This window comes from Labrys sp. LIt4 (assembly GCF_017813775.1).
Classification (GTDB): Bacteria; Pseudomonadota; Alphaproteobacteria; order Rhizobiales; family Labraceae; genus Labrys; species Labrys okinawensis_A.
This window is the reverse complement of the sequence record NZ_JAGIPY010000007.1, coordinates 119,302-145,187: the sequence shown is the minus strand read 5'-3', so window position 1 is coordinate 145,187 and position 25,886 is coordinate 119,302. Positions and strand designations below refer to the sequence as shown.

The following is a 25,886-nucleotide window of genomic DNA, read 5'->3' as shown; positions in this document are numbered from 1 at the left end:
CGATCAGAGATCGCCCGGTACGCCATAGCTCGGCGCCTTGCTCGGGTCGAGGGCTCGCGAGACATAGGCTTCCATCTCGCCCTTCCAGCGCTGCCAGAGCCGGTCGAGGTCCTCGATCGGATCGCTTTCGCTCCAGTCGACCCTGAGGTCCGCGACCGGCCAGGCGACGTCCCGCACCAGCAGCATGCCGATGGAATGGACGGGACCTTCCTCGCCTCCGGCCTTCACCGCGGCGCGCATGGCGCCGATCAGGCGATCGCCCAGCGACTGCGCCGACGCTGCCTCGAAGGCCGCGACCATGGCGACCGGGACCTCCGGCGACGACAGGAGGTTGCCGGCCGCGACCACGCCGGCACCCTCGACCACCCGATGGGTGCCGAGCGTCCGGCTGCCCGAGAAGGAGGCGGTGCGGCCTTCACTGTCGACCAGGGCGAGCTGGCGGAATTCGAGATGCGGCGCCTCGGCCTTGAGCCGTTCGAGGGCCTCCGGCGCCGACAGTCCCCCCGCCATCAGATCGAGGCCCTTCGGCCCGAGCCGGGGATCGGTGATATTCTGCGTGGCGACGACGCCGACACCGGCCCGCGCATGGGCGCAGCGGGCGGCCACGCAGGGCGAGGACGAGGACACGGCGATGCCGAACATGCCGGTCCGGGCGCAGCGCGCCGAGATCGAGAAGGTCATCGGCGCGTCCTCAGGCGGCGTCTGGGATGACGGCCGTCACCTCGATCTCGACCACCCATTCGGGCCGGGCCAGGGCCGGCACCACCAGGCCGGTAGAGCAGGGATGGACGCCCTTGAACCACTCGCCCATCTCCAGATAGACCGCCTCGCGGTAGCGGATATCGGTCAGATACACCACGATGCGGCAGATATGGGCCATTTCGCTGCCGGCTTCCTCCAGCAGCATCTTGATGTTCTCCAGGGCCTTGCGGGCCTGGGCCCGGGCATCGCCGACATGCAGGCTCTCGCGGGTGTCGAGGTCCTGGGAGACCTGGCCGCGCAGGAACACCATGGTGCCGCGGGCGACCACGCCCTGGCTGAGATCGGTGTTGAGTTTCTGCTCGGGATAGGTGTCCTTGGTATTGAAGGGGCGAAGACGCTTGTGGATCATGATTGGTACTCCGGGTGCCGAATTAGCGCTGGGCGGTGAGGATGCGGTCCGACAGGCCGGCGGATTTCTTGGTGAAGCGCAGGGCGTCGTTCCAGTCGAAATTGCGGTAGACGGCGCCGAGATGGGCGAAGGGCGGCGACTGGGCGAAGAGCTGGAAGGTCAGCCGGTGGCCGGCATAGTCGGAGTTGAGCAGGTCGCGGGCGAAGGCGAGCAGCTTGCGCCGGTCGTTGCTGTCCCAGTTCTCGTTGAGCGTGTAGTATTTCTTCAGCCAGATGCCTGCTTCCTCGTCGGCGAAGCTGGCGGCATCGGGCGTGACGCAGATCTGGCCGCCGCAGAGTTCGCGGGCGATATGCATCATGTGATGGAGCTGTGAGCAGGCATGCACGCGCCCCGTCATCAGCAGGGACTGGTTGGGCATCAGGAGGCCGCCCGGGCTCTTCTCGGCATTGGTGATCGAGGCGGTCAGATGCGCATTGATGCCCTCGCGGTAGCAGGCGAGCGTCGCCAGTTTCTCCTGCACGGCCTGCTGGTTTTCCAGGCCCGTCTGGCGCACATTCCATAGCGCCGCGCCGATCAGCATGTCGGCGAGCTTGAGATTGCGCTGCACGAAGGCGAAGGCCGAATAGCGGTGCAGCGTGGCACGGATGAAGGCGGCGGCCTTGGTGTGCTGGTAGAACAGCACGTTCTCCCAGGGGATCAGCACGTCGTCATAGATGACCAGGCAGTCGACTTCGTCGAAGCGATTGGCGAGCGGATAGTCCTCGGCCGGGGCGCGGCCGGCAAAGCCGGTGCGGGCGATGAAGCGCAGATTCGGCGAGGAGAAGTCGCACACGAAGCCGACGGCATAGTCGGACAGTTCCGAATTGCCCCAATTGGCGATGGTCGGCTTGGTGAAGGCCTGGTTGGCATAGGCCGCGGCGGTCTCGTATTTGGCCCCGCGCACCACGATGCCGGCATCGGTCTCCTTGACGACGTGCAAGAGCATGTCGGGATCCTGGTCCTGCGGCCGCTTGGAGCGATCGCCCTTCGGGTCGGTGTTGGCCGAAACATGGAAGGGATCGCGGTCGACGACACGCTGGATGTGGTTGCGGATGTTGACGGAGAAGCGTGGGTCGACCTCGTTGAGGATGTCCTGCCCGTCATAAAGCGACCACATCTCGCCGGCCGTCTCGTCGCCAACGCGGGTAACGACGCCGCCGACATCCTCCAGGATGGTGTCGGTGGCCAGGCGCTTGGCGTGCCAGTCGTCCCGGCTGTGGGGCAGCTTGAGTCCGACGGAATAGCGCTCGCCATTTTCCTCATAGCTGAGGATGTCGCGGGTGGCGTCCTCATGGGCGAGGTCGTAGATGCGCGCGCGGATGTCGACCAGCGGCTTGAATTGGGGGTGGACGGTGACGTCCTTGACGCGCTCGCCATTGATCCAGATGCGCCGGCCGTCCCGGATCGAATCCCTGTATTGCTGCCCCGTTCTGAGCATCGTCTTTCCTTCGAAGTTTTCAGCGACATGAAGGCATGTCGCGAGCTGTGCGGCGGGTGAGGCCCGCTTTGTGTGTGCGCTAGATCTCGGGCGCCTGGTTGAAGGCGCAAACCGTTGGCAAATAAGCGCTGTTGTCATCCCCGGCTGAGCCGCTCTTGAGCGAAGCGGGAGAGGGCGAAGGCATCGTCACAAGCTTTGCTTGTGACTGGGGATCCAGAAGTTAAGGCCTCAATCTTTGGCCCTGGATCCCCTTCCCTCGCTGCGCTCGCCGGGGATGACAGCCTCGGAGTGATTCACTTATTCGTCGTCATTCGGTCAGTTCGTCTTGGTGGTCCAGGCACCGTCCTTGACGACCTTGATCTCGATCTCGACCGGGATCTGGGTCTGGCCGTGATCGTCGAAGGTCGTCGTACCCAGCACGCCATCATGCTTGATCGAGCGGATGGCCTGGGCGAGCTTGGCCTTGTCCTCGATGCCGTTGTCGGCGATCACCTTCAAAAGGATCTGCGTCGCCTCATAGGCATATTTGGTGTAGGGGCTGGGCGCCTCGGCATAGTTCTGGGCCTTGTAGTCGGCCTCCATCTTGGTCAGAGCCGGGTTGGACTGGGAGGCCGGATAGCTCACCATGGTGCCCTCGGCGGCCTTGCCCGCCACCGAGATGAATTCCGGATCGTAGAAGCCGGAGATGCCGATCATCGGCATGGTCAGGCCGAGCTCAGCCATCTGCTTGCGCAGGATGCCGGCCTCGGTGATGACGCCGCCGAAATAGATCGCGTCGGGCGCTTCGCCCTTGATGCGGGTCAGGATGGTGCGAAAATCGGTGGTGCCCACGGGGAGCAGGTCGGTCGAGGAGGTCTGGCCGCCGGCCTCGCCGAAGAATTTCTTGAAGACGTCGGCGTTGGAGACGCCGTAGTCCGAGGTGTCGGCGACGATGGCGATCTTCTTGGCGCCCAGCGTCTTGAAGGCCCAGCCGGCCAGAGGCTGGTTCTCGGCTACCAGGGTCGGCGTGACGCGGGTGATCTCGGGCAGGTTCTGCTCGGTGATCTTCGGGCCGATGGCGCCCCAGACGATCATCGGCATCTCGAAGCGATGAAAGACGGGAATGGTGGCGAGCGCCACGGGGCTGTTCCAATGGCCGGTCGCCGCCACCACGGCGGGATCATTAGCCAGCTTCATGGCCGCGGAGACGCCGGTCTGAGGGTCGGAGGCGTCATCGAGCGCCACGCCTTCGACCGTATAGGGATAATTGCCCTCATTGGCCTGCTTGATCGCGAGCAGGAAGCCGTTGCGGGCGCCCAGGCCCTGGGGGGCGTTGCCGCCGCTGAGCGGGCCGAGGAAGCCGAGCTTGATGGTGTCCTTGGCGAAGGCCAGGGTCGGCAGCGAGGCCATGGCGGTCGCCAGCAGCACACTGCCGAGGAGGCGGCGCCGGCGTGCGTTGAAGATGGTCATGTCTATTCCCTTGCTCGATGGTGCGCCGGACCACGGCAGGATGTCTGGACTTGTCTTCTTGTTTGGGAGCCCGTGGCCGGTCGGCTTGTCCGAAGACGAGAGCAAGGGTGCGAAGTTTTTGTGGAGGCGAGAAGTCGCAATTTTTGAAGCACTGCCTCAGAAATGCCTAAGCAGCGCCGGCTTTCATCGCTGCCCCGCCTATGCCTAGAAAAGAAGACCGGACACTCGGCAAACGAGGCGGGAGGGGAATTCTATGGATGCGCTACTCGCGCAATATCTGCTCAACTGGCTGGTGCTGGCCAGCATCTATGCCTTGGTGGCGTTGGGGTTCAGCCTGCTATTCGGCGTTCTCAATGTCATCCATTTCTCGCATGGCGACGTCTCGGTTACGGCGCCCTTCGTCGCCCTGGCGATGATCCAGATCCTGACCGGCGGCGTGCTGGGCTTCGATACCGTGCCGGCCGTCGTGATCGCCTGCCTCATCGCCATCGCCTTTGTCGGCCTGCTCGGCGTGCTGCTCGACTGGCTGGTGATCCGCCGCTTCCGCAATGCCCCGGCCATGATGGCCCTGGTCGCCACCGTGGCGCTGGGCACCGTGGTGCGCGAGCTGATCCGCAGCTTTTATCCGCAGGGCAGCAATCCCAAGCCCTTCCCGGCCCTGGTGACCGGCGAGGTCTCCCTGTTCGGCCTGATCGTGCCGGGCTTCAGCCTAACGGTGATCGTCCTGTGCATCGCGATGGTGGCAGCCCTGTTTGCCCTGATGCGGCATACGCCGCTCGGCATGCGCATCCGGGCCGTCGCCGAAGACCGCAACACGGCGCGGCTGATGGCGATCAATCCCAGCCGGATGTTCGCCGCCACCTTCCTGCTCGCCTCGGCGGTCGGTGCCATCGGCGGCCTGTTCTATGCCAGCCATGCCGGCGTGGTGCGCTTCGATTTCGGCATCCAGCTCGGCCTGATCGGCTTTTCGGCCGCCGTGATCGGGGGCCTCGGTTCGATGCAGGGGGCCATCCTCGGCAGCCTCCTGATCGCCGGCATCGAGATGCTGGCCCAGGCTTTGTTGGCGGACGGTGCCTCCTATCGCCTGGTCTGCATCTTCGTGCTGGTGATCTGCGTCCTGGTCTTCAAACCCTCGGGCCTGCTCGGCAAGCCTGTCTTCGAGAAGGTGTGAGCCATGGCCGCCACCACGCATAATCTGTCGCAGGCGCGGGCCGGAGCCTCGCTCGGCGCCCTCGCCACCGTGCTCGGCGTCGAGCTCGTCGGAGCGGTGCTGCTCGGCACCCTGCTCCTGGCCGAACGGACCCTGATCATCGTCGCGTTGCTGGCCCTGCTCGGGGCGGGCTTTGCCGCCCTGCAGCTCCGCCCCCAGCTCGAGGAGCTGATCGTCGCCGCCTTCCGCCAGCACCGCGGCGTTGCCATCATCCTGGGTATCGCCATCGTCCTGGCGTTTCCCTTCTTCATGCAGGGCAGCAGCTATGCGCTGCATCTGCTCATCGTGGCCCAGCTCTATTCGGTGCTGGCGCTCGCCCTCAATTTCCAGCTCGGCAGCGCCAATATTCCCAATTTCGCGACGGGCGCCTCCTATGGCATCGGCGCCTATACCTCGGCGCTGCTGGCGATCAATTTCGGCATTTCCTTCTGGCTGACCCTGCCGATCTCGGCGGTGGTGGCGACCCTGTTCGGCTTCGCGCTCGGTTTTCCGTCCATGCGCACCAAGGAGAGCTATCTTGCCCTGGTGACGATCGCCTTCGGCATCGTCATCCAGCAATTGCTCAACAACCTGTCCTGGACGGGCGGGCCCAACGGCCTGGTCGGCATTCCCGCACCGACCTTCTTCGGGCATTCCTTCATCAAACCGCTCTACGTCTTCGGCTACAAGCTGCCGAGCCAGGCCAATTTCTACTATCTTTCGGCGGCGCTGGTCGGCCTTGCCATCCTCTCGGCCGGACGCCTGCACCACAGCCGGGTGGGCCTGGCCTGGAATGCGCTGAGGGCCGATGCACTGGCGGCACGCTGCCAGGGCATCAACGTGGTCTGGTACAAGATCCTGGCCTTCGGCGTGGATGCCTTCCTCGCCGCCTTCGCCGGCACCATCTACGCCTTCTATGTCAGCTACATCTCGCCCGACAATTTCACCTTCGTGGTGTCGGTCACCATCATGACCATGGTGATCGTGGGCGGCATGGACAACACGCTCGGCGTCATCATCGGGGCCTTCCTGCTGACGCTGCTGCCGGAAAAGCTCCGGGTGTTCTCCGACTACCGCCTGCTCTTCGTCAGCATCATCGTGATCGCCTTCCTGATCCTGCGGCCTCAGGGGCTCTTCCCGCAGCGCCCGCGCAACTATAGGGGCCAGCCATGAGGGAGCAGGGCATGAGCGAGGCGCTTCTGGAGACGCGCGACCTGACCATCCGCTTCGGCGGGCTGACGGCGGTCGACGGCGTCGATCTCCGGCTCGCTCGCTCGGAGATCCTGTGCATCATCGGGCCGAACGGGGCGGGGAAATCCACGCTGTTCAATGTCATCACCGGCATTTACCGTCCTTCCAAGGGCACGGTGGCGCTGGAGGGGCGGGACATCACCGGCAGCCCCGCCCACCGCATCGCTGCCGCCGGCATCACCCGCACCTTCCAATCGAGCCGGCTGTTCAACGATCTGACGCTGGTCGACAATGTGGTGATCGGCATGCATTGCCGGACCCGCACCGGGGTGCTCACGGCGCTGCTGCGCCCGGGCAAGGCACGGGCCGAGCTCGACGAGGCGGCGGAGCGGGCGGGCGACCTGATCCGCTCCATTTCGCCCGACCTCTATGAGCGGCGCCATACGCTGGCCGGCACGCTGCCCCAGGCCGACCGGCGCCGCCTGGAGATCGCCCGGGCGCTGGCTTCCGATCCGAAGGTGATCCTGCTCGACGAACCGTCCTCGGGCATGGACGACCGCGACACCGACGCCCTGATGGCGAGCATCCGCTCCGTCATGGCCCGGCGCGCCGGCCTGTCCTTCCTGATCATCGAGCACGACATGCGCCTGGTCAGGGCCCTGCCGGACCGAGTTGCCGTCATCGATTACGGCCGGAAGATCGCCGACGGCGATTTCCAGGAGGTGCGGCAGCTGCCGCGCGTCCAGCAGGCTTATCTCGGACACAAGGCCGGCCATGCTTGAACTCAAATCCGTCTCGACCAGCTATGGGCCGGTGCCCATGCTGCGCAATGTCTCGCTTGCCGTGAACAAGGGCGAGCTCGTCTGCCTGCTCGGGCCGAACGGGGCCGGCAAGAGCACGACCTTCAACGCCATTTGCGGCCTGATCAGGCTCGACGCCGGTTCGATCGGCATAGCGGGCAAGGATGTGGCGGTGGTGGGAACCGAACGCCTGTCCGCCCTCGGCGTCGGCTTCGTCCCCGAGGGGCGCCGGCTCTTTCCGACCCTGAATGTGCGGGAGAATCTCAAGCTCGCCTTCGATGCCTCCCGATGCCGGGTGCCGTTCGAGGACAGGCTGGAGGCAATGGCCAGCCTGTTTCCGCGCATTCGCGAGAGGCTGTCGCAGGGCGCGGGGACGATGTCGGGCGGCGAGCAGGCCATGGTTGCCTTGGCTCGCGCCCTGATCGGCGATCCGCAGCTTGTGGTGATGGATGAGCCCTCGCTCGGCCTCTCCCCCAAGCTGATCGACGAATATTTCGACATCGTCGGGCGCATCCGCGACGAGGGCAAGACCGTGCTCCTGATCGAGCAGAACGCCGAAACGGCGCTTTCGATCGCCGATCGCGGCTATCTCTTGGTGCGCGGCCAGATCGCGGCGGGCGGCACCAGCAAGGACCTGCTCGCCAACGACACGGTGCACCACCTCTATCTCTGAGGCGGCCCCCGCGGATGTCGGATGGGCTGCGGCTTTTCTGAACCCGTGCAGCGGAAATCCATATTTTCCAGTGCCGACGATTTCCGGAAGGATCGTTGGCCTGAACGGCCCGGGGTGACAGCGTTAAGACGCCGGCCGAAAAGTTACGGAAACCAGGACTTCTTGTCATCACCGGGCTTGTCCCGGTGATCCAGCTGGCCGCAATCGCAACGGGGTGCGGTGTCTGGATGCCCGGGTCAAGCCCGGGCATGACAAAAGTGGAGCCTATCTCGTCCTCGTTGTGAATTTTGAATCAGATTCTTGAGACCAGTGGGAGAGAGCGGATGGGCGCGGGGATCGATCCGAAGGTGCGGGAGAAGTTTCTCGGCGGCATGAGCCAGGCCGCCTGCACCGTGAACGTGGTCTCCACCGACGGGCCGGCCGGCCGGGCAGGGGTGACCGTCTCCGCCATGGCCTCGGTTTCGGCCGATACGGAGCTGCCGACCATGCTGGTCTGCGTCCACCATCTCAGCCCGGCCGCGGCCAAGATCGTCGAGAACGGCGTGCTTTGCGTCAATGTCCTGCGCGACGACCAGTCCTACATCTCGGATGTCTTCGCCGGGCGTTTCCGCGACGAGATCGGCGACAAGTTCGAATGCACCGAATGGGTGACGGCATCGACCGGCGCGCCGCGCATCGCCGACCCCCTGGTGGCGTTCGACTGCAGACTGCTGTCGAGCGAAAAGGTCGGCACGCATCATATCTTCCTGTGCGAGGTGCGCGACATCCACCTCTCCCGCCATGGTTCGCCGCTGATCTATGCCAATCGGTCCTATGGCTCGTCGAACCGGATCGAGGGAGCGAGTTCGCTGCGCGCGGCCCTGGCGGGCGAGACCGCCAGGCTGGTGATCGGCTGCTTCCACACCTTCGGCCCCTATCTCATGCCCTCGCTCATCCGCGAGATGGGCGGCATCGGCGTCAAACTGATCGAGGGCGATCATCGCCGTCTGCGCGAAAGCCTGCTGGCGGGCGAAAGCGAGTTGGCGCTTCTCTATGATTTCGACCTCGGCGAGGAGTTCGAAAAACTCTCCCTGGGCGAGCTGACGCCTTATGTCCTGCTCGCCGCCGACCATCCGCTCTGCCATCAGAGCGAGGTGGCGCCCGAGGACCTCGCCGCCGAGCCGATGATCCTGCTCGATGCCCCGCCCAGCCGCGACTACTTCACCGGCATTCTCGAGGATGCCGGCATCAAGCCCTTGATCGCCTATCGCTCGATCTCCTTCGAGATGGTGCGCGGCATGGTGGCCCATGGCCTCGGCTATTCGATTTTGGCGACCAAGCCGGCCTCGGACATGAGCTATGACGGCCTCAACCTGGCAACCCGTCCGCTGACCGGCAGGCATCGAGAGAACCGCATCGTGCTGGCCCATCGCGCTGGGCGCGAACTCTCGCCCGCGGCCCGGCATTTCGCCGATCTGTGCGCCAAGCGCTTTGCAAGGCGATGAGGTGGTCTAGTACGGGAAAGCACGACGGCGCGGAAGGGCGTCGCGTTTCGTTCGGCGCGGTCTGAGAATATGTGCATCCCGGCCCGTATGGGGAGAGGTTAGCGCCTTTTTGGCAAGTGCCAGAGGTGAGAGCTAGCGCCGCGGCAGCATCTCCCTAAGGCGTGATCAGGATGGCGCCGACGACCTGGCGGGCCTCGGCGGCCTCATGCGCCCTGGCGATCTCGTCGAGCGAGAAGTGCTGCCCGATGTCGACGCTCACATGCCCCTTGGCGACCGCGTCGAAGAAATCGGCGGCATTGGCGCGGAAGCTGGCGCTGTCGGCATTGTGGGCGAACACCGAGGGGCGCGTGATGAACAGGCCGCCCTTCTTGTTGAGCAGGTCGAGGTCGATGGCGGGCGCCGGGCCGGAGGCCGCGCCATAGGAGACCACCAGCCCGAAAGGGGCGGCGCAGTCGAGCGACTTGATCAGCGTATCCTTGCCGATGGCGTCATAGACCACGCGGGCCTTGCGGCCGCCGGTTGCCGCCAGGAAGGCTTCCGGCCAGGCGGGATCGTTGAGATCGATCACGGCTTTGCAGCCGGCGGCGAGGGCGGCATCGCGCTTCTGCGGCGAGCCCGTGGTGCCGATCACGGTGGCGCCGAGAGCGGTGGCCCAGCGGGTGAGGATCTGGCCGACGCCTCCGGCCGCCGAGTGGACCAGCAGGAGATCGCCCGGCTGGACGGCATGGGTCTTGCGCAGCAGATATTGCGCCGTCATGCCCTTGAAGAACAAGGTTGCGGCGGCCTCGTCGCTGACGGAGGCGGGGAGGACGGCAAGCTTGTCGGCCGGGACATTGCGCCTGTCAGCATAGGCGCCCAGGCCCGCATTGATAGTGGCCACCCTGTCCCCGACCTTCAGGTCGCCGACTCCGGGGCCGACCGCTTCGACCACGCCGGCGGCCTCGAAGCCGAGCCCGCTCGGCAATTGCAGCGGATAGAAACCCTTGCGCTGGTAGACGTCGATGAAATTGAACCCGATCGCCGTGTGCCTGACCTGGACTTCGCCGGCACCCGGCGCGGGGAGGTCCCGCGTCTCGAGCTTCATCACGGCGGGGGCGCCATACTCGGCGACGACGACTCTGCGTTGGACGGACATGAACGGTATCTCCTGAGTGGACCGTATTGCGGTGTCGTCGTCTGTTATGATCTTAGGGCATTTCGTGATAAATGGAGTGTTGATCGCTACACTTGAAACAGGTGATTTCAAATTAATGGACCGCTTCACCAGCATGGCTGTATTCGCCAAGGCCGTAGAGGCAGGCTCCTTTTCGGCGGCCGGCAACGCGCTTTCGATGTCCTCGCAGATGGTGGGCAAGCATGTGCGCCTGCTGGAGGATCACCTCGGCGTGCAGCTGATCAACCGCACGACCCGGCGCCAGAGCGTCACCGAGATCGGGCGAAGCTATTACGAGCGGGTCCGCACCATCCTGGCCGAGGTAGAGGCGGCCGAGGTGCTGGCTGCCGAGACCCGGGCGACCCCGCGCGGCCGGATCAGGATCAATGCCCCGGTGACCTTCGGGGCGCATGAACTGGCCAATGTCCTGCCGGACTATCTGGCCGCCCACCCCGAGGTCGATGTCGAGCTCAGCCTGTCCGATCGCGTCGTCGACCTCGTCGACGAAGGCTATGACGCCGTCTTCCGCGTCGGCCCGCTGGCCGATTCCAGCCTGATCGCCCGCCCGCTGCGGCCCATGACGTTCACCGTCTGCGCCGCGCCGGCCTATCTTGCGGTGCACGGCCATCCCGCAAGGCCGGCCGACCTCCAGAATCACGAAAGCCTCGGCTTCATGCATGGCAACACGCGCGACCAGTGGCGCTTTGCCGGCCCCGACGGCCTGGAAACGGTCGAGCTCTCCTATCGCTTCCTTGCCAATAACGGCCAGGCCCTGCTCACGGCGGCCCTGGCCGGCCTCGGCATCATGCTCCAGCCGTCGTCGCTGGTGCTGAGCGAGATCGAGGCCGGGCGCCTGGTCCGGCTGCTGCCGGACTACGAGCCGCCGCCGCGGGTCATGCATATCCTCTATGCGCCCGATCGCCGCATCACCCCGAAGCTGCGCTCCTTCGTCGACTTCGCCCTCGCCCGTTTCGGGTGAGGGGGCAGCGCCGCCTGCGCCGCTTCGCCTGCCCTATGAAGAAACCGGGAAGTGGCAGGCGACCTTGCGACCGGGCCTGAAATCCCGCACCTGCGGGCGCTCCGTGCGGCAGCGATCCTGGGCGACCGGGCAGCGGGGGTGGAAGCGGCAGCCGGGCGGTGGCTTGAGCGGGCTCGGCACGTCGCCGGTGAGAATGATGCGCTTGCGCATGCCGCCCGGCGTGGTCTCCACGATGGGAACCGCCGAGATCAGGGCCTGGCTGTAGGGATGGGCCGGCGTGGCGAACACCTCTTCGGCCGGGCCTTCCTCGACGATCGAGCCGAGATACATCACCGCGATCCGGGTCGAGACCTGGCGCACGACCGAGAGGTCATGGGCGATGAAGACATAGGTGAGGTTCAGCTTCTCCTGGAGATCGGCCAGAAGGTTGACGATCTGGGCCTGCACCGAGACGTCGAGCGCCGAAACCGGTTCGTCCAGAACCACCAGATCCGGATTGAGCGCGATGGCGCGGGCGATGCCGACGCGCTGGCGCTGGCCGCCGGAGAATTCGTGCGGATAGCGCATGACGTGATCCGGCAGCAGCCCGACGAGATCGAACAATTCCGCCACCCGCCTGGCGATCTCGGCCGATGACAGTTTGGTGTGGATGCGCAGCGGCTCCGCCACCAGGTCTCCGACGCGCCGGCGCGGGTTGAGCGAGGCCGACGGGTCCTGGAACACCATCTGCAGCCGGCGACGCAGCGGGCGGAGCTCGGCCAGCGACTTGCCGGTGATGTCGTCGCCCTCGAAGATGAGCTGGCCGTCGGAAATGTCGTAGAGCCGGACCAGGCAACGGGCCAAAGTGGACTTGCCGCAGCCCGATTCCCCGACCAGCCCGACGGTCTCGCCACGCCGCACCGTGAGGGAGACGTTGTCGACCGCATGGACGGTGCGCCTGCCCTCGGCGGAAAAGCGGGTGCCGATCGAGAAGCGCTTGCCGAGCGCGCGCGTTTCGAGGATCGGCTGGTTCCTGTCTGTCATCTCACCGCTCATGCTTGCGCCACCCGGAAGCAGGCGGCGGCATGCGTGCCGCTGCCGAGGCTGGGCTTGTCCGCCTGGCAGGGCTCGTAGCGCACCGGACAGCGCGGGCCGAAGGCGCAGCCTTGCGGCAGCCGCAGCAGCGAAGGCGGCGAGCCGGGAATGGCCGGCAGGCGGCGCGGCTTCTCGCCGGTCAAGGGCGGGATCGAGCCCAGCAGGGCCCGCGTATAGGGGTGCCTGGGATCGGAGAACAGCTCCGCCCGGCTGCCGCGCTCCACCACGCGGCCCGCATACATCACCATGACCCGGTCGGCGAGCTCGGACACCACCCCCATGTCGTGGGTGATAAAGACGACAGCCGAATTATGGGTCGAACGCAGCTTGCGCACGAGGTCGAGGATGCCAGCCTGCACGGTGACGTCGAGCGCCGTGGTGGGTTCGTCCGCCACCAGCAAGGCCGGGTCGCAGGACAGGGCCATGGCGATCACGGCGCGCTGGCGCATGCCGCCGGAGAGCTGGTGGGGATAGCGCGACATCGCCTCGCGCGGATTGGGGAAGTTCACCTCCGCCAGCAATTCCTCCACCCGTTCCAGAGCCTTGGCCTTGCCGATCTTGCGATGGGCCTGGATCTGCTCGGCGATCTGCCAGCCGATGGTGTAGACCGGCGTCAGGGCCGTCATCGGATCCTGGAAGATCATGGCGATCTCGTTGCCGCGCAGGCGCCGCAGCTCCCGGGCGGGCAGGCCGACCAGTTCCCGACCCTTGTAGCGGATCGAGCCTTCGATTTTCGCATTCGGGTCGGTGATCAGGCCCATCACCGCGAGCAGCGACACGGTCTTGCCGGAGCCGGATTCGCCGACGACACCGAGGATCTCGCCCTCGGCGAGATCGAAGGAGACGCCGTCGATGGCGCGCACCAGGCCGTCATCGGTGCGGAAGGAGACCCGCAAGTCGCGGACGGACAGCATCATGACGTCCTCACGCGCGGATCGAGGAGAATATAGATGAAATCGACGACGGCATTGGCGAGGACCACGAACATGGAGGCATACATCACGGTTGCCATGATCATCGGCAGATCGAGGTTCTGCAGCGCGTCATAGGTGAGCTTGCCGATGCCGTGGAGGCCGAACACCACCTCAGTCAGCAGGGCGGAACCGCCCACCAGCGCGCCGAAATCGAGGCCGAACAAGGTGACGAAGGCAATCAGCGAGGTCCGGAGGGCATGGCGCAGCAAGATGCGCGTTTCCGAGAGGCCCTTGGCACGGGCGGTGCGGATATAGTCCTCCTGCAGGGATTCGATGATCGCCGCCCGCAGCACGCGCCCATAAATGCCGATATAGAGCACGGCGAGCGTGACCCAGGGGATGACCAGAGTGAGGAACCAGCCCTTGGGATCGTCGAGGAGGTTCTTGTAGCCGAGCGGCGGCACCCAGCCGAACAGCCAGGTATCGTGATAGCGGCTCTGGGTGATCAGGTTCATCACCTCGCCCAGCCAGTAGACCGGCATGGAAATGCCGATCAGCCCTGCCGCCATCAAGAGCCTGTCGATCCAGCTGTCGCGGGTGGCGGCGGCGACCATGCCGATGATCACGGAGACCACGACCCACAGCACGGCTGCACCGAACACCAGCGAGAGCGTGACGGGAATGGAATCCAGCACGGCCGGCACCACCTTCCAGCCGCGATTGACGAAGGAGGTCAGGTCGCCGGTGATGAAGATCTTCTGCATCATCAGGCCGTACTGGACATAGAGCGGCTGGTCGAAGCCGAAATTGTGACGCACCGCCGCCAGTACCTCGGGGGAAGCGTTGCGGCCGGCGATGCGCGCCGCCGGATCGGCGCCGGGCGTGGCGAAGAAGATCAGGAAGACGATCACCGAGATGCCGAACATCACGAACAGCATCTGGCCAAAGCGGCGCAGGATGGCATAGATCATCAGTCGCGCCCCAATTGAACCTTGGAACGCGGGTCGAGCGCGTCACGCAGGCCGTCGCCGAAGACGTTGAGCGCCATCACCGAAAGGGCGATGACGATGCCCGGCGCCAGGGCGACCGCAGGGCGCGTATAGAGCAGCGCCTGCCCGTCCTGGATGATGGTGCCCCAGCTCGCCGCCGGCGGCTGCACGCCGATCGACAGGAAGGAGAGCGCCGATTCCGTCAGCATGTTCAGCGCCATCATCAGCGGCACGAAGACGATCAGGGTGGTGGTGATGTTGGGCAGGATGTCGCGCCAGAGGATGCGCCGCCCCGGCACGCCCAGATTGATGGCGGCGAGCACGAATTCGGATCTGCGCAGCGACAGCACCTGCCCGCGGATGGGACGCGCCACATAGGGCACGTAGACGATGCCGATGATGATGATCGGCAGCCACAGGCTCCCGGATTCGATCACGATCGGCCCGATCGAAATGCCCTGCGCGATGGTGACGATGGAAAGCGATATCGCCAGCAGATAGATCGGGAAGGCCCACAACACGTCGAGGAAACGCGACAGCACTGTATCGACGAGGCCGCCGAAATAGCCGGCGATCAGGCCCGCCGCCGTGCCGAAGATCAGCGTGAAGATGGTGGCGGCGCCCGCGATCATCAGCGAGTTGAGGCCGCCATAGAGAAGGCGGGCCATCACGTCGCGGCCCTGGCTGTCGGCGCCGAGGAAATAAGTGCCGAGCCGCCAGGTCGGGCCGATCGGCGTGTAGCCGAGCCCGAGCCCTTCCGTCGACTGTTCCATCACCGGGACCTCGGCGCCGTCGATCTGGATGACGGCGTCGAGCGTCGAGGCGAATGGATCCACGCCCGCCCAGCGCGCATAGAGCGGTGCGCTGAGGCAGGAGGCCACGATCAGGAGGAAGAGCGCGAGGGAGGCCATCGCGCCCCGGTTGCGCCTGAGTTTCACGAAAGCGAGGGCCCAGGGCCCTCGCGTCTTGTACGGTATGGCAACGGCTTCGTTCGCCATGGGCGTGCCCTCGCAGCGCGTCACTGGACCCAGGCCTGGGTGACCATCCAGTTGAACTGCGGGTTGAACTTGAAGTTGCCGATGCGCTTGCTGACGAAATCCAGGCGCTTGGGCGTGAACAGGCCGACGGCCGGCGCCTTGTCGGTGATCTGCCTGTCGATCTCGGCCCACATCTTGTCGGCGGCCTTCTGGTCGGTGACGCCGAGGTCCAGCGCCTTCTGCATCTTGGCGTCGATCTCCTTGTCGCAGAAACCGGAGATGTTGATCGAGGCGTCCGAGCCCTCACGGAAGGAAGCGCAACCGAACAGGATGTTCAGGAAGTCCGAAGCCGCCGGATAGTCCTTGTACCACTGGCTGACCGACATCTGCACCTTGTTGTTGGTGTTCTGGATGTAGGTGAACTGGATGTTGGTCGAGATCGGCTTGACGTCGGCGACATAGCCGATGCTGGTCAGCACGCTCTGCAGATAGACGCCGATGGAGCGCGAGACGGCGGTGTCCTCGACGATGATCGTGACCTTCTGGCCCTTGGTGCCGGATTCCTCCACGAGCTGCTTGGCCTTGTCGAGATCGGGAGCCGACCATTTGGCGCCCGGATTCTTGGTGAAGGGGCAATAGTCCTCATGGCCGGGGAAGTCGGGCGGCAGCACCTGGCAGACCGGCGAGGCCAGCACCTTGCCGCCGAACAGCTTGACCAGCGTGTTGCGGTCGATGGCAAAGGCGACGGCCTGACGGGCCTTCTCGTTGTCGAAGGGGGCGAGGCGCGTGTTCAGCGGAGCATACCACCATGCCGACAGCGGCGAGATGTGGAGCTGGTCCTTGAACTTGGTGCCGAGCTCGGCGAGGCGATCGCTCGGCAGCGGGTCGAACATCCAGTCGGCCTCGCCGTTCTGGATCGCGGTCACGGCCGCTTCCTCGGACAGGCCGAAATCATACTGGACCACGTCGGGATAGCCGTCGGGCTGGGCCTCTTCGCTCCACTGCTTGAAATTGGGGTTGCGCGAAAGCGTCATGCCCTTGTTGGGATCGAAGGCCGAGATCATGTAGGGGCCGGTGCTGGGAATGGGGCGGGAGCCCATGTCCTCGGCCGGCGTATCGGCGGGCAGAATGACCGCATGCGGCAGAGCGAGCTTATAGAGGAGCTCGGCATCCGGCTTGGTCAGGTTGAGGGTGATGGTGCCGGCCGCCTCGTCGGCGACGACGCCGCCTTCCAGCGTGCAGCTCTTGGTGTCGGCCAGGCATTTGTCGGCCCCGACGATGCCGGCATAGAAGGTGCCGGAGGTCGGGCCGGAAATCTTGAAGATGCGCTGGAAGGAGGCGACGACGTCCTTCACGCCGAGATCCTGTCCGTTCGAGAACTTGATGCCCTTGCGCAGCTTGAAGGTGAAGGTCTTGCCGTCATTGCTGACGGTGGGCAGCGCCTCGGCGAGATCGGGCACGACGGAAAAGCCGTCCTTGCCTTCCGCCTTGCGGAAGATCACCAGCCCGTCATAGACCGGCTGGTACATCTGCCAGCCCTGGTCGGTGTAGTTGATGTGCGGATCGAGCGTTCCCGCCGCCGAGCGCGCCAGCAGGCGGATGGTGCCGCCGCGATGCTCCTTGAGATATTCGGCGTGGGCCGGTGCAAGCCAGGAGCCGGCCAGCAGGGCCGAGGCCATGGCGGCCAAAAGCAGTTTCTTCATCGTCGATCCCCTCTTGTGAAGTGTTTACCGGTCGTGCTGGTTGAGGAAGTCCCCGACCACCCGCATGCATTTTTCTTGTTCTTCCACATGCGGCATGTGGCTGGAATGTTCGAATATCTCCCAGCGCGAGCCCTTGATGCCGTCCTTGTAGGGCTGCACGGTCGCGGGGGTGGCTTCGTCGTGGCGCCCGGAAAGGATCAGCGTCGGCACCTCGACGGCTGACAGGCGGTCGATGACGCTCCAGCTCCTCAGCGTGCCGATGACGTGGAACTCGTTGGGGCCGTTCATCACATTGTAGACGGTGGGATTGCGCGCCACCTGGGCAAAGCTCGCCGCCACCTCGGGCGGGAAGGGCACGATCCGGCAGACATGGCGCTCATAGAACACCATGGTCGCCTCGTGATACTCGGCATCGTCCGTGGTGCCGGCCTGTTCGTGCCGGGTCAGCGTGTCCTGGATGTCGGCCGGCAGGTCGGCCCGCAGGCGATTGGCTTCCTCCACCCACAATTTCATCGAGGCAGGGGAGTTGGCGATGGTCAGCGACTTCAGGCCATCGGGCCTGGTCACGGCATATTCGGCGCCCAGCATGCCGCCCCAGCTCTGGCCGAGCACATGGAAGCCGGCGCGGATGCCGAGATGGTCGACGAGGTTCTCGAGCTCTTCGATGAAGAGAGCGGGTGTCCAGAAATCGGCGCCCTTCTCCGGCAGCAAAGTGGAGTTGCCGCAGCCGAGCTGGTCGTAATGGATCACGGCACGTCCGTCGCGGGCGAGCAGCTTGTAGGCGTCGACATAGTTATGGGCGACGCCGGGGCCGCCATGCAGGATCACCACCGGCGCCTTGTCGCCGCCCGGCTCACCGCTGATGCGGTACCAGGTCTCGTAGTCCCGGAAGGCAGCCCGGCCTTCCCGGCTGATGATCTCAAGCGACATTGTGCTTTCCATTGCGGTTATGGACCCATTCTTCCAGCATCTGCACGCCGAAGGCCGTGGCGCCCTGCCGGCCGAGGGGGCGGTCGCGGTCGGCCAGTTCCTTGCCGGCGATGTCGAGATGGACCCAGGGGCGGCCTTGCGTGAAGTGGCGCAGGAAGGCGGCGGCATAGGGCGCATCGCCGTCTTCCATGTCCTTGGCGTGGTGCCGGAGATCGGCGAAGGGCGAGTAGAGGCCCTCGTCATAGGCACGGTCGAGCGGCAATTGCCAGAAGCGTTCGCCGACCGTTTCGCCGGCTGCGATCATCTGCGCGGCGATGGCATTGTCCGTGCTGAACAGGCCGGCGAAGACCGATCCGAGGCCCCGCATCACCGAATAGGTCAGGGTGGCGAGATCGACGATCACCGAGGGTTCGAAGCGCGAGGCGGCGTAATGGAGGCAGTCGGCCAGGAGCAAGCGTCCCTCTGCGTCCGTGTCGAAGATCTCCACGGTCTGGCCCGAGGCGGTGGTGATGATCTCGCGCGGCTTGAGTGCGGTACCCGAGGGCAGGTTCTCGGCGATGCCGAGCACGCCCACGGCGTGGACCGGGCTGCCCTGCCGGGCGAGCGCCAGCAGGAGGCCGACCACTGCGGCCGCACCGCCCATGTCGGCCTTCATGTCGAACATCTGGGCGCCGCCCTTGATGCACAGGCCGCCTGAATCGAAGCATACGCCCTTGCCGACGAAGGCGAGCGGCTGCTCGCCCGAGCCCGTGCCGCGATAACGCAGCACGGCGACGCGTGGGGCGCGGGCCGAGCCGGAACCGACGGCGAGCAGCGCATTCATGCCGAGTTCCTTCAGCCGCGCCGCGTCGAGAATCTCGACCTCGATCCCGGCACCGCGCAAGGCGTCGAGGTGATCGGGGAAACTGTCGGGATGAAGATGGTTCGGGGGCAAATTGACCAGTGTGCGGGCATAGTCGACGCCCTCGGCGATGGCATTGGTCCGCGCCAGCGCTGCGGCGAGTTCGGCTTTACCGGCGCCAACCAGCGCCAGCCGCCAGGCCTGATCCGCCTCAGCCACCGGACGCTTGTTGCGCAGGTCGAAGCGGTAGCGGCGCAAACGGATGCCGAGCGCGACGCGTGCCAGGATCTCAGCCCCGGACAGATCGGCGCCGGCGATGGGATCGAGGACGAGCGTCGCCTCGCCGATGTCCTTGCTTTCCAGATGCGCGGCGAGCGCGCCGCCCGCACGCGCCAGCGACAAGGCGTCGAGCGTCTCGGCCTTGCCCAGCGCCAGCACGATCACCCGCCGGACCGATGCCGCCGGTGGTGCGAAGATGTCGGTGCAGGTGCCGGATGCGGCGGGTGTGGCAGGGGCGGCGCAGACCTGGGACAGAAGGCCGCCCATTTCGACGTCCAGGGCCGCAGCCCGGGGGCCGAGTTCCTGCCCGGCAGCTTTCAGGACCACGATGGTGGTGGCTGTGGAGGGGACCCCGTCTGCCGGCTCGAACACGGGTACTGGAGATTGCGGCATCGGACGGAAGGCTCCTTCATTGCAGCGCGACGCGCGGGTAGCCATCCGGCGCATATCACCGTTCCAGCGCCCAGCCGTTGCCGTTCGATCTGGAGTTCTGGCGCATGCGCAGAGCCGCGACCGCTTCTTGCAGCGGTGCGGTGCCGATGTCCCCTATGGTCGCTTTGTCATGACGACTTGGTCCTTCTTCGGTATCCCCGAAGCTGGCGGGCGATCAAACGCCAATTTCGTCCACGTCGATTGACAAAAACTCATCCGACAATTCATCATCGGCGCATGGCACTCCCCTCACTCAATGGCATGCGCGCTTTCGAGGCCGCCGCGCGCCTGGGCAGCATCAAGGAAGCGGCGGAAGAGCTGCATCTGACGGCTTCTGCCGTCAGTCGCCATATCCGTACGCTGGAGACCACGCTCGGCCAGGAACTGTTCGAGCGCGGCTTTCGCCAGATCACCCTGACGACGCGCGGCTCCTATTATGCGCGCAGCCTGTCGGAGGCCTTCGAGGCGATCTGGCGTGCCACCGACGACGTCAGCTTTCACGACGGCCCGCGGCAGGGCAAGGCGCATCGTGTCCGGGTGCTGTGCGTGCCGGCGGTGCTCAATCTGTGGTTGGCCGACCGGCTGCCGGCCTTTCGCCGCCAGCATCCCTCCGTCGACCTGGAGGTGATGACCTCGGGCAAGCGCGCCAATTTCGATTTGGCCATCGTCGACGAGTTCGACTACAAGGCCGGCCCCGCCCTGACGCTGCTGATCCCGCTGGTGCTGACGCCGGTCTGCACGCCCGCGCTTTTGAACGGTCCCCTGCCGCTGCGCTCGCCGGCCGACCTTCTCCAGCATCACCTGATCCATGAATGCGAGACCACGCGGTGGAAGCGCTGGCTCGAGCAGGAAGGCATTGCGGACAGCCCGTCGAAGTCGGGCAGCATCATGGATGATTGCACGGCGATCATGCGGGAAACCATCAATGGCGTCGGCATCGCGCTCGCCGATACCATGATGGCACAGGACCTGCTGGAGCAGGGGAGACTGATCGCTCCCTTCAGCGCCCGCCATACCTATCCCGCCGGCATCTATCTCTACCAGCGCCGCAGCGTCGGCAACAAGCAGGGCGCCAGCCTGTTCCAGGACTGGTTGTTCGGTGAAGTCGCCGAGCACAAGCGGGCGATGGCGATCGGCTGAGATTATACCAACGGCCTTGATGATTGATCGGTCAAACATCGTCATTGCGAGCGCAGCGAAGCAATCCAGGAGCCATGGCCACCGCGTTTTCCAGGCCTGGATTGCTTCGTTGCGCTCGCAATGACGCGCGGATCAAACAACGATGCCGTCGGTATCACAGGCCTTGCAAGGCCACGGCCGATCGCAGGCGCAGGACGAGGGCGCGCGCCTTTCTGCCACCATCCGATGCGCGGAGCGCTGCCGCCTCTTCCCTCAGTATCACCGTGTCGCGCTCCGCCAGGCGAAGGGCGCCCCGGGTGGTGGTGTCAAGGCTCCAGCTGCCGCTGACGGAGAAGACGACGACGAGGTCGTCGGGTGGGATTTCGTGGCTGCCGGGGCCAGCCAGCACCCGCTGCGCGGCATGATGCCAGCACTGGCGGCTGGCCATGACGTTGAAGACCCGCACCGCCCCCTTGACCGGCCGGCCTGTTGGAGCCAGGCCGGTATCGAAGCGGAACGGCGCGAAGGGCAGGAGGCGGTGCCTGGAATCCCCGAAGTCGAGGTCGAGTTCCTCTCCCTCGATCAGGGTGATCACCCGTTCCGCGCCGGGAAAGCTGGAGAAGGCGCCGTCCTCGATGATCGGGGCGCTGCTGATCCTCACCTCGAAATCCTCGCGCGAGCCGCCTTGCGGCAAAAGATAGATCTCGTCGGTTTCCCCGCGCCCGTTCTTCCAGGGCAGCGTGGCATAGGTGGCGCGGGCAAGATGTTCGATAGCCATGACAGTCCGGGTTGTGATGATGCGCGGGTCTTGCCGCTGGGCCGGTCAGGCCAGCCGGTCGAGAAAGCGAAGGAAGCCGGGGGCAGGCGTTGTGCCCCGATCCGTGGTGATCACGCCGTCGGCGCCGAGGTGGAAGTGCCGGGTGCCGCCGTCTGTCCAGCACAGATAGCGGCCGGCGGGCGGGCGGCAGAGCATCGGTGAAAGGGCGAGTTGGCCGCCGGAAGCGACGGTTTCCGCCATCCAGGCAGAACCGAGCAAGGCGTTGGCCGCCCTGATGTCGCCGGCCCGCAGGAAAGCGCGGACCTGGCTGGAGGAGCAGCGCCGGGCATTGGCCGAGACTTCCGGAACGCAGGTCACGCCGAAGCCGAGAGACCTGCCGAGATGCGCCAGCAGGTCTGCGTCGCCGGCCCGCGATCGGCCGAAGCGGAAGTCGTCGCCGGTGACGACATGACTGATGCCGAGGGCCTGCTTGAGGAGTCCGTGGGCAAACTCCGCCGGTGTCAGCGAGGCAAAACCCGCATCGAAGGTCGGGGAGAACACGTAGTCGAACCCCAGGGCGGCGAAGCGACGGGCCTTGGTCGCCGAGGTGGTCAGGCGAAAGGGAGAATCCGACGTGCAGAAGAAGCTGCGCGGGTGTGGCTCGCAGGACATCACGGCCAAAGGCAGGTCCCCGCCTGCAATGCGCTCGGCGGCATCGAGCAGGGCTTGGTGGCCGCGATGGAAGCCGTCGAAATTGCCCAGCAGCAGGACGGCGCCGCGATCGGGGTCGCCCGCCGGCAGGCCATCGGCGACATGGCGCAAGCCGCCCTGGCCGGCGGGCTGCCATTGCTCATGCTGGATAGGCTGTGTCCATGCCATTGGGCAAATCCCCGGAAGCGGTTCTGCTTCGACGTTCGAAGGCTAGCGGTCCACCGCCGCCACGGGAATTCGCATTTTCCGAAACGCTGCTTTGGGAAAACCGTGGCGTGCCGTCTGCCCGGCATGACCGGTCATTCGGGTTCGATAGTCTTGATGAGATGGGTTATCATGCTATATAGATAACCATGATCATTTCAAGATTGGAGCTGATGACATGACGACCGCCCAGGCTCTCAAGGCATTGTCGGGGGTCACCACCATCACCGGGACCCCGGAGGAGGTGCGCGACGGCCTCGGCCATCTCGGCGCCAAGGGGACGCAGGTCATCGCCGTGACGCTGGACCAGGTCAGCTCTCCAGCGGCGAAGGTGCTCGCCCATACCTTCGAGGCGATTGCTCCTCTGGTCGGCGCGATCATGGCCCGGCGCGAGAAGGCCGCGCTCCAGTCGATCATCGAGGCCCTGGTGCCCCAGGTGCCGCTGCCCCAGCATATGCTGGCCGAAGCGAGGATGACAGCCGAGGCACGCAAGGCCGTGCTGGAGGAAGGCGAATGGCTCACCGCGGCCCAGGTCGCCGAGGTGGCGGGTTTCAGCGCGACCAATCCCAGCGCCCAGCCCAACAAGTGGAAGAAGGACGGGCAGATCTTCGCCATCCGCCATCAGGGTGTCGACTATTTCCCCGGCTATGGTCTGGATCCTGCGACGGGGTATCGGCCGGCCAAGCCGCTGGGCGAGGTCCTGAAGATCTTCGGCCCGGCTAGGGATGGCTGGGGCGCGGCTTATTGGTTCGCCTCCGACAACAGCTATCTGGGCGGGGAGCGCCCGCTCGACCTTTTGCTGCGCGAGCCTGACCGGGTCATCGCCGCGGCCCGCGACGAAATGGAGGGCGTGCTGCATGGCTAAGGTCAGGGCGGTGCCGAGGCTTGCCAAGGCACGCCCGCCGACGCCCGTTCCGCCGTCGCAACTCGCCGCCAAGACAGCCATGATGACTTGGCCCAAGGGCCAGGTCATCCACCGGATCCACCTCGACAGATACGGACCGGCCCAGTTCAATCCGGGCCTTGCCGGCAATGCCCGCTTCAGTCCGATCAAGAACGAGGAGGGCGCGCCGATCCCGACCCTCTATGGCGGGACCTCCTTCGAATGCGCTGCCATGGAAACCGTCTTTCACGACGTTCCCTTCACCGCGCGCCTGAAGACCCTCGACAAGGCCAGGCTCGTCGGCCAGGTGCATTCCCGGCTCGAGCCCCGGCAGGACCTTCTGCTCGTCGATCTCAGCGCCACGGCCTTGCGCCGCCTCGGCCTGCGCCGGACGCAGCTCATCGATACGGAAAAGGACCGGTATCCCGGCACGCGCGCCTGGGCCGAAGCCTGGCACAAGGCGCTTCCCGAGGTGCAGGGCCTGTGCTGGATATCCCGGCAGGACGATCGGGCGCTCGCTCTCGTCCTGTTCGGCGACCGCCTTCCCGGCGATGTCCTGGCTCCGGCGGGCGAGCCGCGTGGCGTCCTGGGTTCGGCCGAGGCGCTCACCGAGTTGACCCTGCTGGCCGACCGCATCGGCGTAAAGCTGGTCGCGGGCAAGGCCTGACGGCGGAGCGGGGCTGTCTGCCTCGTCCGCACATCTCTGCAGAACCCTGTGGTACGCGAGAATCCCTCCCCGACTTCGGGGAGGGTGGACCGGCGAAGCCGGTTCGGGTGGGGGTGAGTGGCGCGATCTCGCCTTTATCTGACCGGCTTGCGCCACTCGCCCCCATCCGTCGCTGCTGCGCAGCGCCACCTTCCCCGAAGTCGGGGAAGGATTGCCGCGCTCTATCCTGGGTCGGGGGAACGAAGCTCCCGATGGACGCGGGATCGGGCTACCAGATGGTGTAGCCGCAATCGACGACGACGACCGCCCCCGTCATGGCGCTCGCGGCATCGCTGGCCAGGAACAGGATGGCCGAGGCGATCTCGTCGGCGCGTGCCACGCGCTTCATCGGCGTCATCTCCATCCAGACCGGGAACAGCTCCGGCTTGTCGAAGCCGCCGCGCGACATCGGCGTGTCGACATAGGTCGGCGCCACCGCATTGACGCGCACGCCATGGGGTGCCCATTCGCCGGCCAGCGACTTGGTCATGTGATGCACGCCGGCCTTGGCGGCATTGTAATGGACCTGGCGCTGGGGCTTGTTGGAAATGAGCCCGGACATCGAGCCCAGCGTGACGATCGAGCCCTTGCCACGCTGCAGCATGGCCCGGCCGAATTCGCGGCAGCTCCAGTAGCAGCCATTGAGGTCGACATCGATCACCTTGCGCCAGACCTCGTCGCTCATGTCCTCGCCGCCAGTGTCGGGCCAGGCGATGCCGGCATTGGCGATCAGGATGTCGATGCCGCCATGGCGTTCATTGGCCTCGCGCGCAGCCCGGCCGACGGCATCGGCATCGGTGACATCGAGCTCGACGGCATCGACGGTCCAGCCCTTGTCGGCCAGGGCCTGCCGGCCGCTGGTGAGCACGGCCGGGTCGAGATCGGAGATCACCACCTTGGCGCCGGCCTCCAGCAAGGCCTCGGCGCTGGCGAGGCCGATGCCGCGGCCGCCGCCGGTGATGAAGGCCGTCTGGCCGGAAAGGTCAAATTTCTTCAAATACATCGCTGCAATATCCTCCGCGCGAACGATAGCGTCGTCACTTGACGGCGCCGAAGGTGAGACCTCGGACGAGCTGGCGCTGCGTCAGCCAGCCGAAGATCAGGATGGGGCCGATCGCCATCAGCGATGCGGCGGAGAGCTTGGCCCAGAACAGGCCTTCGGGGCTCGAGAAACGGGCGATGAAGGCGGTCAGCGGCGTCGCTTGCGTCACCGTGAGGTTGATGCTCCAGAACGCCTCGTTCCAGGACAGGATGATGGCGAGCAGTGCCGTCGAGGCGATGCCGGGCATGGTCATCGGCAAGAGCATCCACACGAACTGCTTGAGGGGCCCGGCGCCGTCCATGCGCGCCGCTTCCAGGATCTCCTTGGGCACGTCGCGAAAGAAGGTGAAGAGCATCCACACGATGATCGGCAGATTGATCAGCATGTAGAGGCCGGTCAGGCCCAGGAGCGAATCCAGCAGCCCCGCCCATTGGAACAGCAGATAGATCGGCACGAGCACGCCCACGGCCGGCATCATCTTGGTCGAGAGCATCCACATCATCAGGTCCTTGGCACGCGACCCGGGAAAGAAGGCGAGTGCATAGGCGGCCGGCAGGCCGACGAGGATACCCAGTATGGTCGAGCCCACCGAGATGATCACGCTGTTGGCGAAGAAGTGGAGATAGTCGGCGCTCTCCAGGATCTCCTCGAAATTGTGCAGGCTGGGCTGGAAGAACAGGATTGGGGGCGTGGCAATCGCCTGCTGCTCGGTCTTGAAGGCCGTGATTCCCATCCACAGGATGGGAAAGAACAGCACCAGGGTGAACAGCCAGCACAAGATGCTGACGACGATGCGGCGGGTGAGGGAGACGGCCATCG

The 25,886-nt window shown here is 65.6% G+C and carries 25 protein-coding genes; 9 read left to right on the top strand and 16 right to left on the bottom strand.

All coding sequences use genetic code 11. The features are described 5' to 3' along the window. Positions 1-3: 3 nt before the first annotated feature. The 4 genes from J8I29_RS15210 to J8I29_RS15195 form a co-directional block, all read right to left on the bottom strand. Positions 4-681 (bottom strand): DUF1028 domain-containing protein, encoded by a 678-nt coding sequence (locus J8I29_RS15210; RefSeq protein ID WP_209432301.1) that lies wholly within the window; start codon positions 679-681, stop codon positions 4-6. A 10-nt stretch (positions 682-691) separates the two neighbouring features. Continuing rightward, positions 692-1,111: a RidA family protein gene (locus J8I29_RS15205; RefSeq protein WP_209432300.1), complete on the bottom strand. Its 420-nt coding sequence runs from the start codon at positions 1,109-1,111 to the stop codon at positions 692-694. A 22-nt stretch (positions 1,112-1,133) separates the two neighbouring features. Continuing rightward, the gene (locus J8I29_RS15200; RefSeq protein WP_105863797.1) at positions 1,134-2,588 is read right to left on the bottom strand and encodes a 4-hydroxyphenylacetate 3-hydroxylase family protein; all 1,455 of its coding nucleotides are present in this window, start codon (positions 2,586-2,588) and stop codon (positions 1,134-1,136) included. Positions 2,589-2,903: 315 nt separating this feature from the next. Beyond that, positions 2,904-4,037 (bottom strand): branched-chain amino acid ABC transporter substrate-binding protein, encoded by a 1,134-nt coding sequence (locus J8I29_RS15195; protein ID WP_209432299.1) that lies wholly within the window; start codon positions 4,035-4,037, stop codon positions 2,904-2,906. 253 nt (positions 4,038-4,290) lie between these two features. Here J8I29_RS15195 and J8I29_RS15190 point away from each other — a divergent pair, with 253 nt between their 5' ends. The 5 genes from J8I29_RS15190 (at position 4,291) to J8I29_RS15170 (ending at position 9,374) form a co-directional block, all read left to right on the top strand. Continuing rightward, entirely contained in the window at positions 4,291-5,208 is a 918-nt protein-coding gene (locus J8I29_RS15190; protein ID WP_209432298.1) for a branched-chain amino acid ABC transporter permease, read from the top strand. A 3-nt stretch (positions 5,209-5,211) separates the two neighbouring features. Then, positions 5,212-6,399: a branched-chain amino acid ABC transporter permease gene (locus J8I29_RS15185; protein WP_209432297.1), complete on the top strand. Its 1,188-nt coding sequence runs from the start codon at positions 5,212-5,214 to the stop codon at positions 6,397-6,399. Between the two features lie 11 nt (positions 6,400-6,410). Continuing rightward, on the top strand, positions 6,411-7,199 hold the full coding sequence (locus J8I29_RS15180) for an ABC transporter ATP-binding protein (protein ID WP_209432296.1): 789 nt from the start codon (positions 6,411-6,413) through the stop codon (positions 7,197-7,199). Further along, entirely contained in the window at positions 7,192-7,890 is a 699-nt protein-coding gene (locus J8I29_RS15175) for an ABC transporter ATP-binding protein (RefSeq protein ID WP_209432295.1), read from the top strand. Before J8I29_RS15180 ends, J8I29_RS15175 begins: the two co-directional genes overlap by 8 nt. 323 nt (positions 7,891-8,213) lie before the next feature. Then, positions 8,214-9,374, top strand: a complete 1,161-nt coding sequence (locus tag J8I29_RS15170) for a LysR substrate-binding domain-containing protein (RefSeq protein WP_105863791.1) — start codon at positions 8,214-8,216, stop codon at positions 9,372-9,374. A gap of 154 nt (positions 9,375-9,528) precedes the next feature. On the opposite strand, the gene J8I29_RS15165 is transcribed toward J8I29_RS15170, so the two are convergent. Beyond that, entirely contained in the window at positions 9,529-10,509 is a 981-nt protein-coding gene (locus J8I29_RS15165; RefSeq protein ID WP_209432294.1) for a quinone oxidoreductase, read from the bottom strand. A gap of 133 nt (positions 10,510-10,642) precedes the next feature. Here J8I29_RS15165 and J8I29_RS15160 point away from each other — a divergent pair, with 133 nt between their 5' ends. Continuing rightward, positions 10,643-11,506, top strand: a complete 864-nt coding sequence (locus J8I29_RS15160) for a LysR family transcriptional regulator (RefSeq protein WP_348536023.1) — start codon at positions 10,643-10,645, stop codon at positions 11,504-11,506. Between the two features lie 33 nt (positions 11,507-11,539). Here the strand turns inward: J8I29_RS15160 and J8I29_RS15155 are convergent, their stop codons facing one another. Genes J8I29_RS15155 through J8I29_RS15125 form a run of 7 tightly spaced genes read right to left on the bottom strand, consistent with a single transcriptional unit; the run spans position 11,540 to position 19,606 of the window. Continuing rightward, positions 11,540-12,529, bottom strand: coding sequence for a dipeptide ABC transporter ATP-binding protein (locus J8I29_RS15155; RefSeq protein WP_209432292.1), 990 nt, complete (start codon positions 12,527-12,529; stop codon positions 11,540-11,542). Positions 12,530-12,537: 8 nt separating this feature from the next. Then, positions 12,538-13,497, bottom strand: coding sequence for an ABC transporter ATP-binding protein (locus J8I29_RS15150; protein ID WP_209432291.1), 960 nt, complete (start codon positions 13,495-13,497; stop codon positions 12,538-12,540). Further along, positions 13,494-14,465, bottom strand: a complete 972-nt coding sequence (locus tag J8I29_RS15145; RefSeq protein ID WP_209432290.1) for an ABC transporter permease — start codon at positions 14,463-14,465, stop codon at positions 13,494-13,496. The genes J8I29_RS15150 and J8I29_RS15145 overlap by 4 nt, the downstream gene beginning before the upstream one ends. Beyond that, on the bottom strand, positions 14,465-15,481 hold the full coding sequence (locus J8I29_RS15140; protein WP_209432289.1) for an ABC transporter permease: 1,017 nt from the start codon (positions 15,479-15,481) through the stop codon (positions 14,465-14,467). Before J8I29_RS15140 ends, J8I29_RS15145 begins: the two co-directional genes overlap by 1 nt. Before the next feature lie 20 nt (positions 15,482-15,501). After that, the gene (locus tag J8I29_RS15135; protein ID WP_209432288.1) at positions 15,502-17,163 is read right to left on the bottom strand and encodes an ABC transporter substrate-binding protein; all 1,662 of its coding nucleotides are present in this window, start codon (positions 17,161-17,163) and stop codon (positions 15,502-15,504) included. A 24-nt stretch (positions 17,164-17,187) separates the two neighbouring features. Further along, positions 17,188-18,093: a proline iminopeptidase-family hydrolase gene (locus tag J8I29_RS15130; protein WP_209432287.1), complete on the bottom strand. Its 906-nt coding sequence runs from the start codon at positions 18,091-18,093 to the stop codon at positions 17,188-17,190. Then, positions 18,083-19,606 (bottom strand): leucyl aminopeptidase, encoded by a 1,524-nt coding sequence (locus tag J8I29_RS15125; RefSeq protein ID WP_209432286.1) that lies wholly within the window; start codon positions 19,604-19,606, stop codon positions 18,083-18,085. Before J8I29_RS15125 ends, J8I29_RS15130 begins: the two co-directional genes overlap by 11 nt. Positions 19,607-19,882: 276 nt before the next feature. On the opposite strand from J8I29_RS15125, the gene J8I29_RS15120 reads away from it, so the two are divergent. Continuing rightward, a complete protein-coding gene (locus tag J8I29_RS15120) occupies positions 19,883-20,785 on the top strand; it encodes a LysR substrate-binding domain-containing protein (RefSeq protein WP_068289134.1) in 903 nt (300 codons plus the stop codon). 154 nt (positions 20,786-20,939) lie between these two features. On the opposite strand, the gene J8I29_RS15115 is transcribed toward J8I29_RS15120, so the two are convergent. Together J8I29_RS15115 and J8I29_RS15110 are read right to left on the bottom strand one after the other, a co-directional pair. Continuing rightward, on the bottom strand, positions 20,940-21,542 hold the full coding sequence (locus tag J8I29_RS15115) for a HutD family protein (RefSeq protein ID WP_209432285.1): 603 nt from the start codon (positions 21,540-21,542) through the stop codon (positions 20,940-20,942). A gap of 45 nt (positions 21,543-21,587) precedes the next feature. Then, positions 21,588-22,400, bottom strand: coding sequence for a hypothetical protein (locus tag J8I29_RS15110; protein ID WP_068289130.1), 813 nt, complete (start codon positions 22,398-22,400; stop codon positions 21,588-21,590). A gap of 214 nt (positions 22,401-22,614) precedes the next feature. Here J8I29_RS15110 and J8I29_RS15105 point away from each other — a divergent pair, with 214 nt between their 5' ends. After that, a complete protein-coding gene (locus J8I29_RS15105; protein WP_068289129.1) occupies positions 22,615-23,301 on the top strand; it encodes a DUF2384 domain-containing protein in 687 nt (228 codons plus the stop codon). Further along, positions 23,294-23,986, top strand: a complete 693-nt coding sequence (locus J8I29_RS15100) for an RES family NAD+ phosphorylase (protein ID WP_209432284.1) — start codon at positions 23,294-23,296, stop codon at positions 23,984-23,986. The genes J8I29_RS15105 and J8I29_RS15100 overlap by 8 nt, the downstream gene beginning before the upstream one ends. A gap of 268 nt (positions 23,987-24,254) precedes the next feature. On the opposite strand, the gene J8I29_RS15095 is transcribed toward J8I29_RS15100, so the two are convergent. Both J8I29_RS15095 and J8I29_RS15090 read right to left on the bottom strand, forming a co-directional pair. Next, positions 24,255-25,028 carry an SDR family oxidoreductase gene (locus J8I29_RS15095; protein WP_209432283.1) on the bottom strand — a complete coding sequence of 258 codons (774 nt, stop codon included), beginning with the start codon at positions 25,026-25,028 and terminating at the stop codon, positions 24,255-24,257. Positions 25,029-25,062: 34 nt separating this feature from the next. Further along, positions 25,063-25,884 (bottom strand): carbohydrate ABC transporter permease, encoded by an 822-nt coding sequence (locus J8I29_RS15090; RefSeq protein ID WP_209432282.1) that lies wholly within the window; start codon positions 25,882-25,884, stop codon positions 25,063-25,065. Positions 25,885-25,886 lie beyond the last annotated feature (2 nt).

Coding starts and splice junctions, on each gene's coding strand:
- J8I29_RS15210 (WP_209432301.1), bottom strand. CDS start 681: ATGACCTTCTCGATCTCGGCGCGCTGCGCCCGGACCGGCATGTTCGGC.
- J8I29_RS15205 (WP_209432300.1), bottom strand. CDS start 1,111: ATGATCCACAAGCGTCTTCGCCCCTTCAATACCAAGGACACCTATCCC.
- J8I29_RS15200 (WP_105863797.1), bottom strand. CDS start 2,588: ATGCTCAGAACGGGGCAGCAATACAGGGATTCGATCCGGGACGGCCGG.
- J8I29_RS15195 (WP_209432299.1), bottom strand. CDS start 4,037: ATGACCATCTTCAACGCACGCCGGCGCCGCCTCCTCGGCAGTGTGCTG.
- J8I29_RS15190 (WP_209432298.1), top strand. CDS start 4,291: ATGGATGCGCTACTCGCGCAATATCTGCTCAACTGGCTGGTGCTGGCC.
- J8I29_RS15185 (WP_209432297.1), top strand. CDS start 5,212: ATGGCCGCCACCACGCATAATCTGTCGCAGGCGCGGGCCGGAGCCTCG.
- J8I29_RS15180 (WP_209432296.1), top strand. CDS start 6,411: ATGAGCGAGGCGCTTCTGGAGACGCGCGACCTGACCATCCGCTTCGGC.
- J8I29_RS15175 (WP_209432295.1), top strand. CDS start 7,192: ATGCTTGAACTCAAATCCGTCTCGACCAGCTATGGGCCGGTGCCCATG.
- J8I29_RS15170 (WP_105863791.1), top strand. CDS start 8,214: ATGGGCGCGGGGATCGATCCGAAGGTGCGGGAGAAGTTTCTCGGCGGC.
- J8I29_RS15165 (WP_209432294.1), bottom strand. CDS start 10,509: ATGTCCGTCCAACGCAGAGTCGTCGTCGCCGAGTATGGCGCCCCCGCC.
- J8I29_RS15160 (WP_348536023.1), top strand. CDS start 10,643: ATGGCTGTATTCGCCAAGGCCGTAGAGGCAGGCTCCTTTTCGGCGGCC.
- J8I29_RS15155 (WP_209432292.1), bottom strand. CDS start 12,529: ATGACAGACAGGAACCAGCCGATCCTCGAAACGCGCGCGCTCGGCAAG.
- J8I29_RS15150 (WP_209432291.1), bottom strand. CDS start 13,497: ATGATGCTGTCCGTCCGCGACTTGCGGGTCTCCTTCCGCACCGATGAC.
- J8I29_RS15145 (WP_209432290.1), bottom strand. CDS start 14,465: ATGATCTATGCCATCCTGCGCCGCTTTGGCCAGATGCTGTTCGTGATG.
- J8I29_RS15140 (WP_209432289.1), bottom strand. CDS start 15,481: ATGGCGAACGAAGCCGTTGCCATACCGTACAAGACGCGAGGGCCCTGG.
- J8I29_RS15135 (WP_209432288.1), bottom strand. CDS start 17,163: ATGAAGAAACTGCTTTTGGCCGCCATGGCCTCGGCCCTGCTGGCCGGC.
- J8I29_RS15130 (WP_209432287.1), bottom strand. CDS start 18,093: ATGTCGCTTGAGATCATCAGCCGGGAAGGCCGGGCTGCCTTCCGGGAC.
- J8I29_RS15125 (WP_209432286.1), bottom strand. CDS start 19,606: ATGCCGCAATCTCCAGTACCCGTGTTCGAGCCGGCAGACGGGGTCCCC.
- J8I29_RS15120 (WP_068289134.1), top strand. CDS start 19,883: ATGGCACTCCCCTCACTCAATGGCATGCGCGCTTTCGAGGCCGCCGCG.
- J8I29_RS15115 (WP_209432285.1), bottom strand. CDS start 21,542: ATGGCTATCGAACATCTTGCCCGCGCCACCTATGCCACGCTGCCCTGG.
- J8I29_RS15110 (WP_068289130.1), bottom strand. CDS start 22,400: ATGGCATGGACACAGCCTATCCAGCATGAGCAATGGCAGCCCGCCGGC.
- J8I29_RS15105 (WP_068289129.1), top strand. CDS start 22,615: ATGACGACCGCCCAGGCTCTCAAGGCATTGTCGGGGGTCACCACCATC.
- J8I29_RS15100 (WP_209432284.1), top strand. CDS start 23,294: ATGGCTAAGGTCAGGGCGGTGCCGAGGCTTGCCAAGGCACGCCCGCCG.
- J8I29_RS15095 (WP_209432283.1), bottom strand. CDS start 25,028: ATGTATTTGAAGAAATTTGACCTTTCCGGCCAGACGGCCTTCATCACC.
- J8I29_RS15090 (WP_209432282.1), bottom strand. CDS start 25,884: ATGGCCGTCTCCCTCACCCGCCGCATCGTCGTCAGCATCTTGTGCTGG.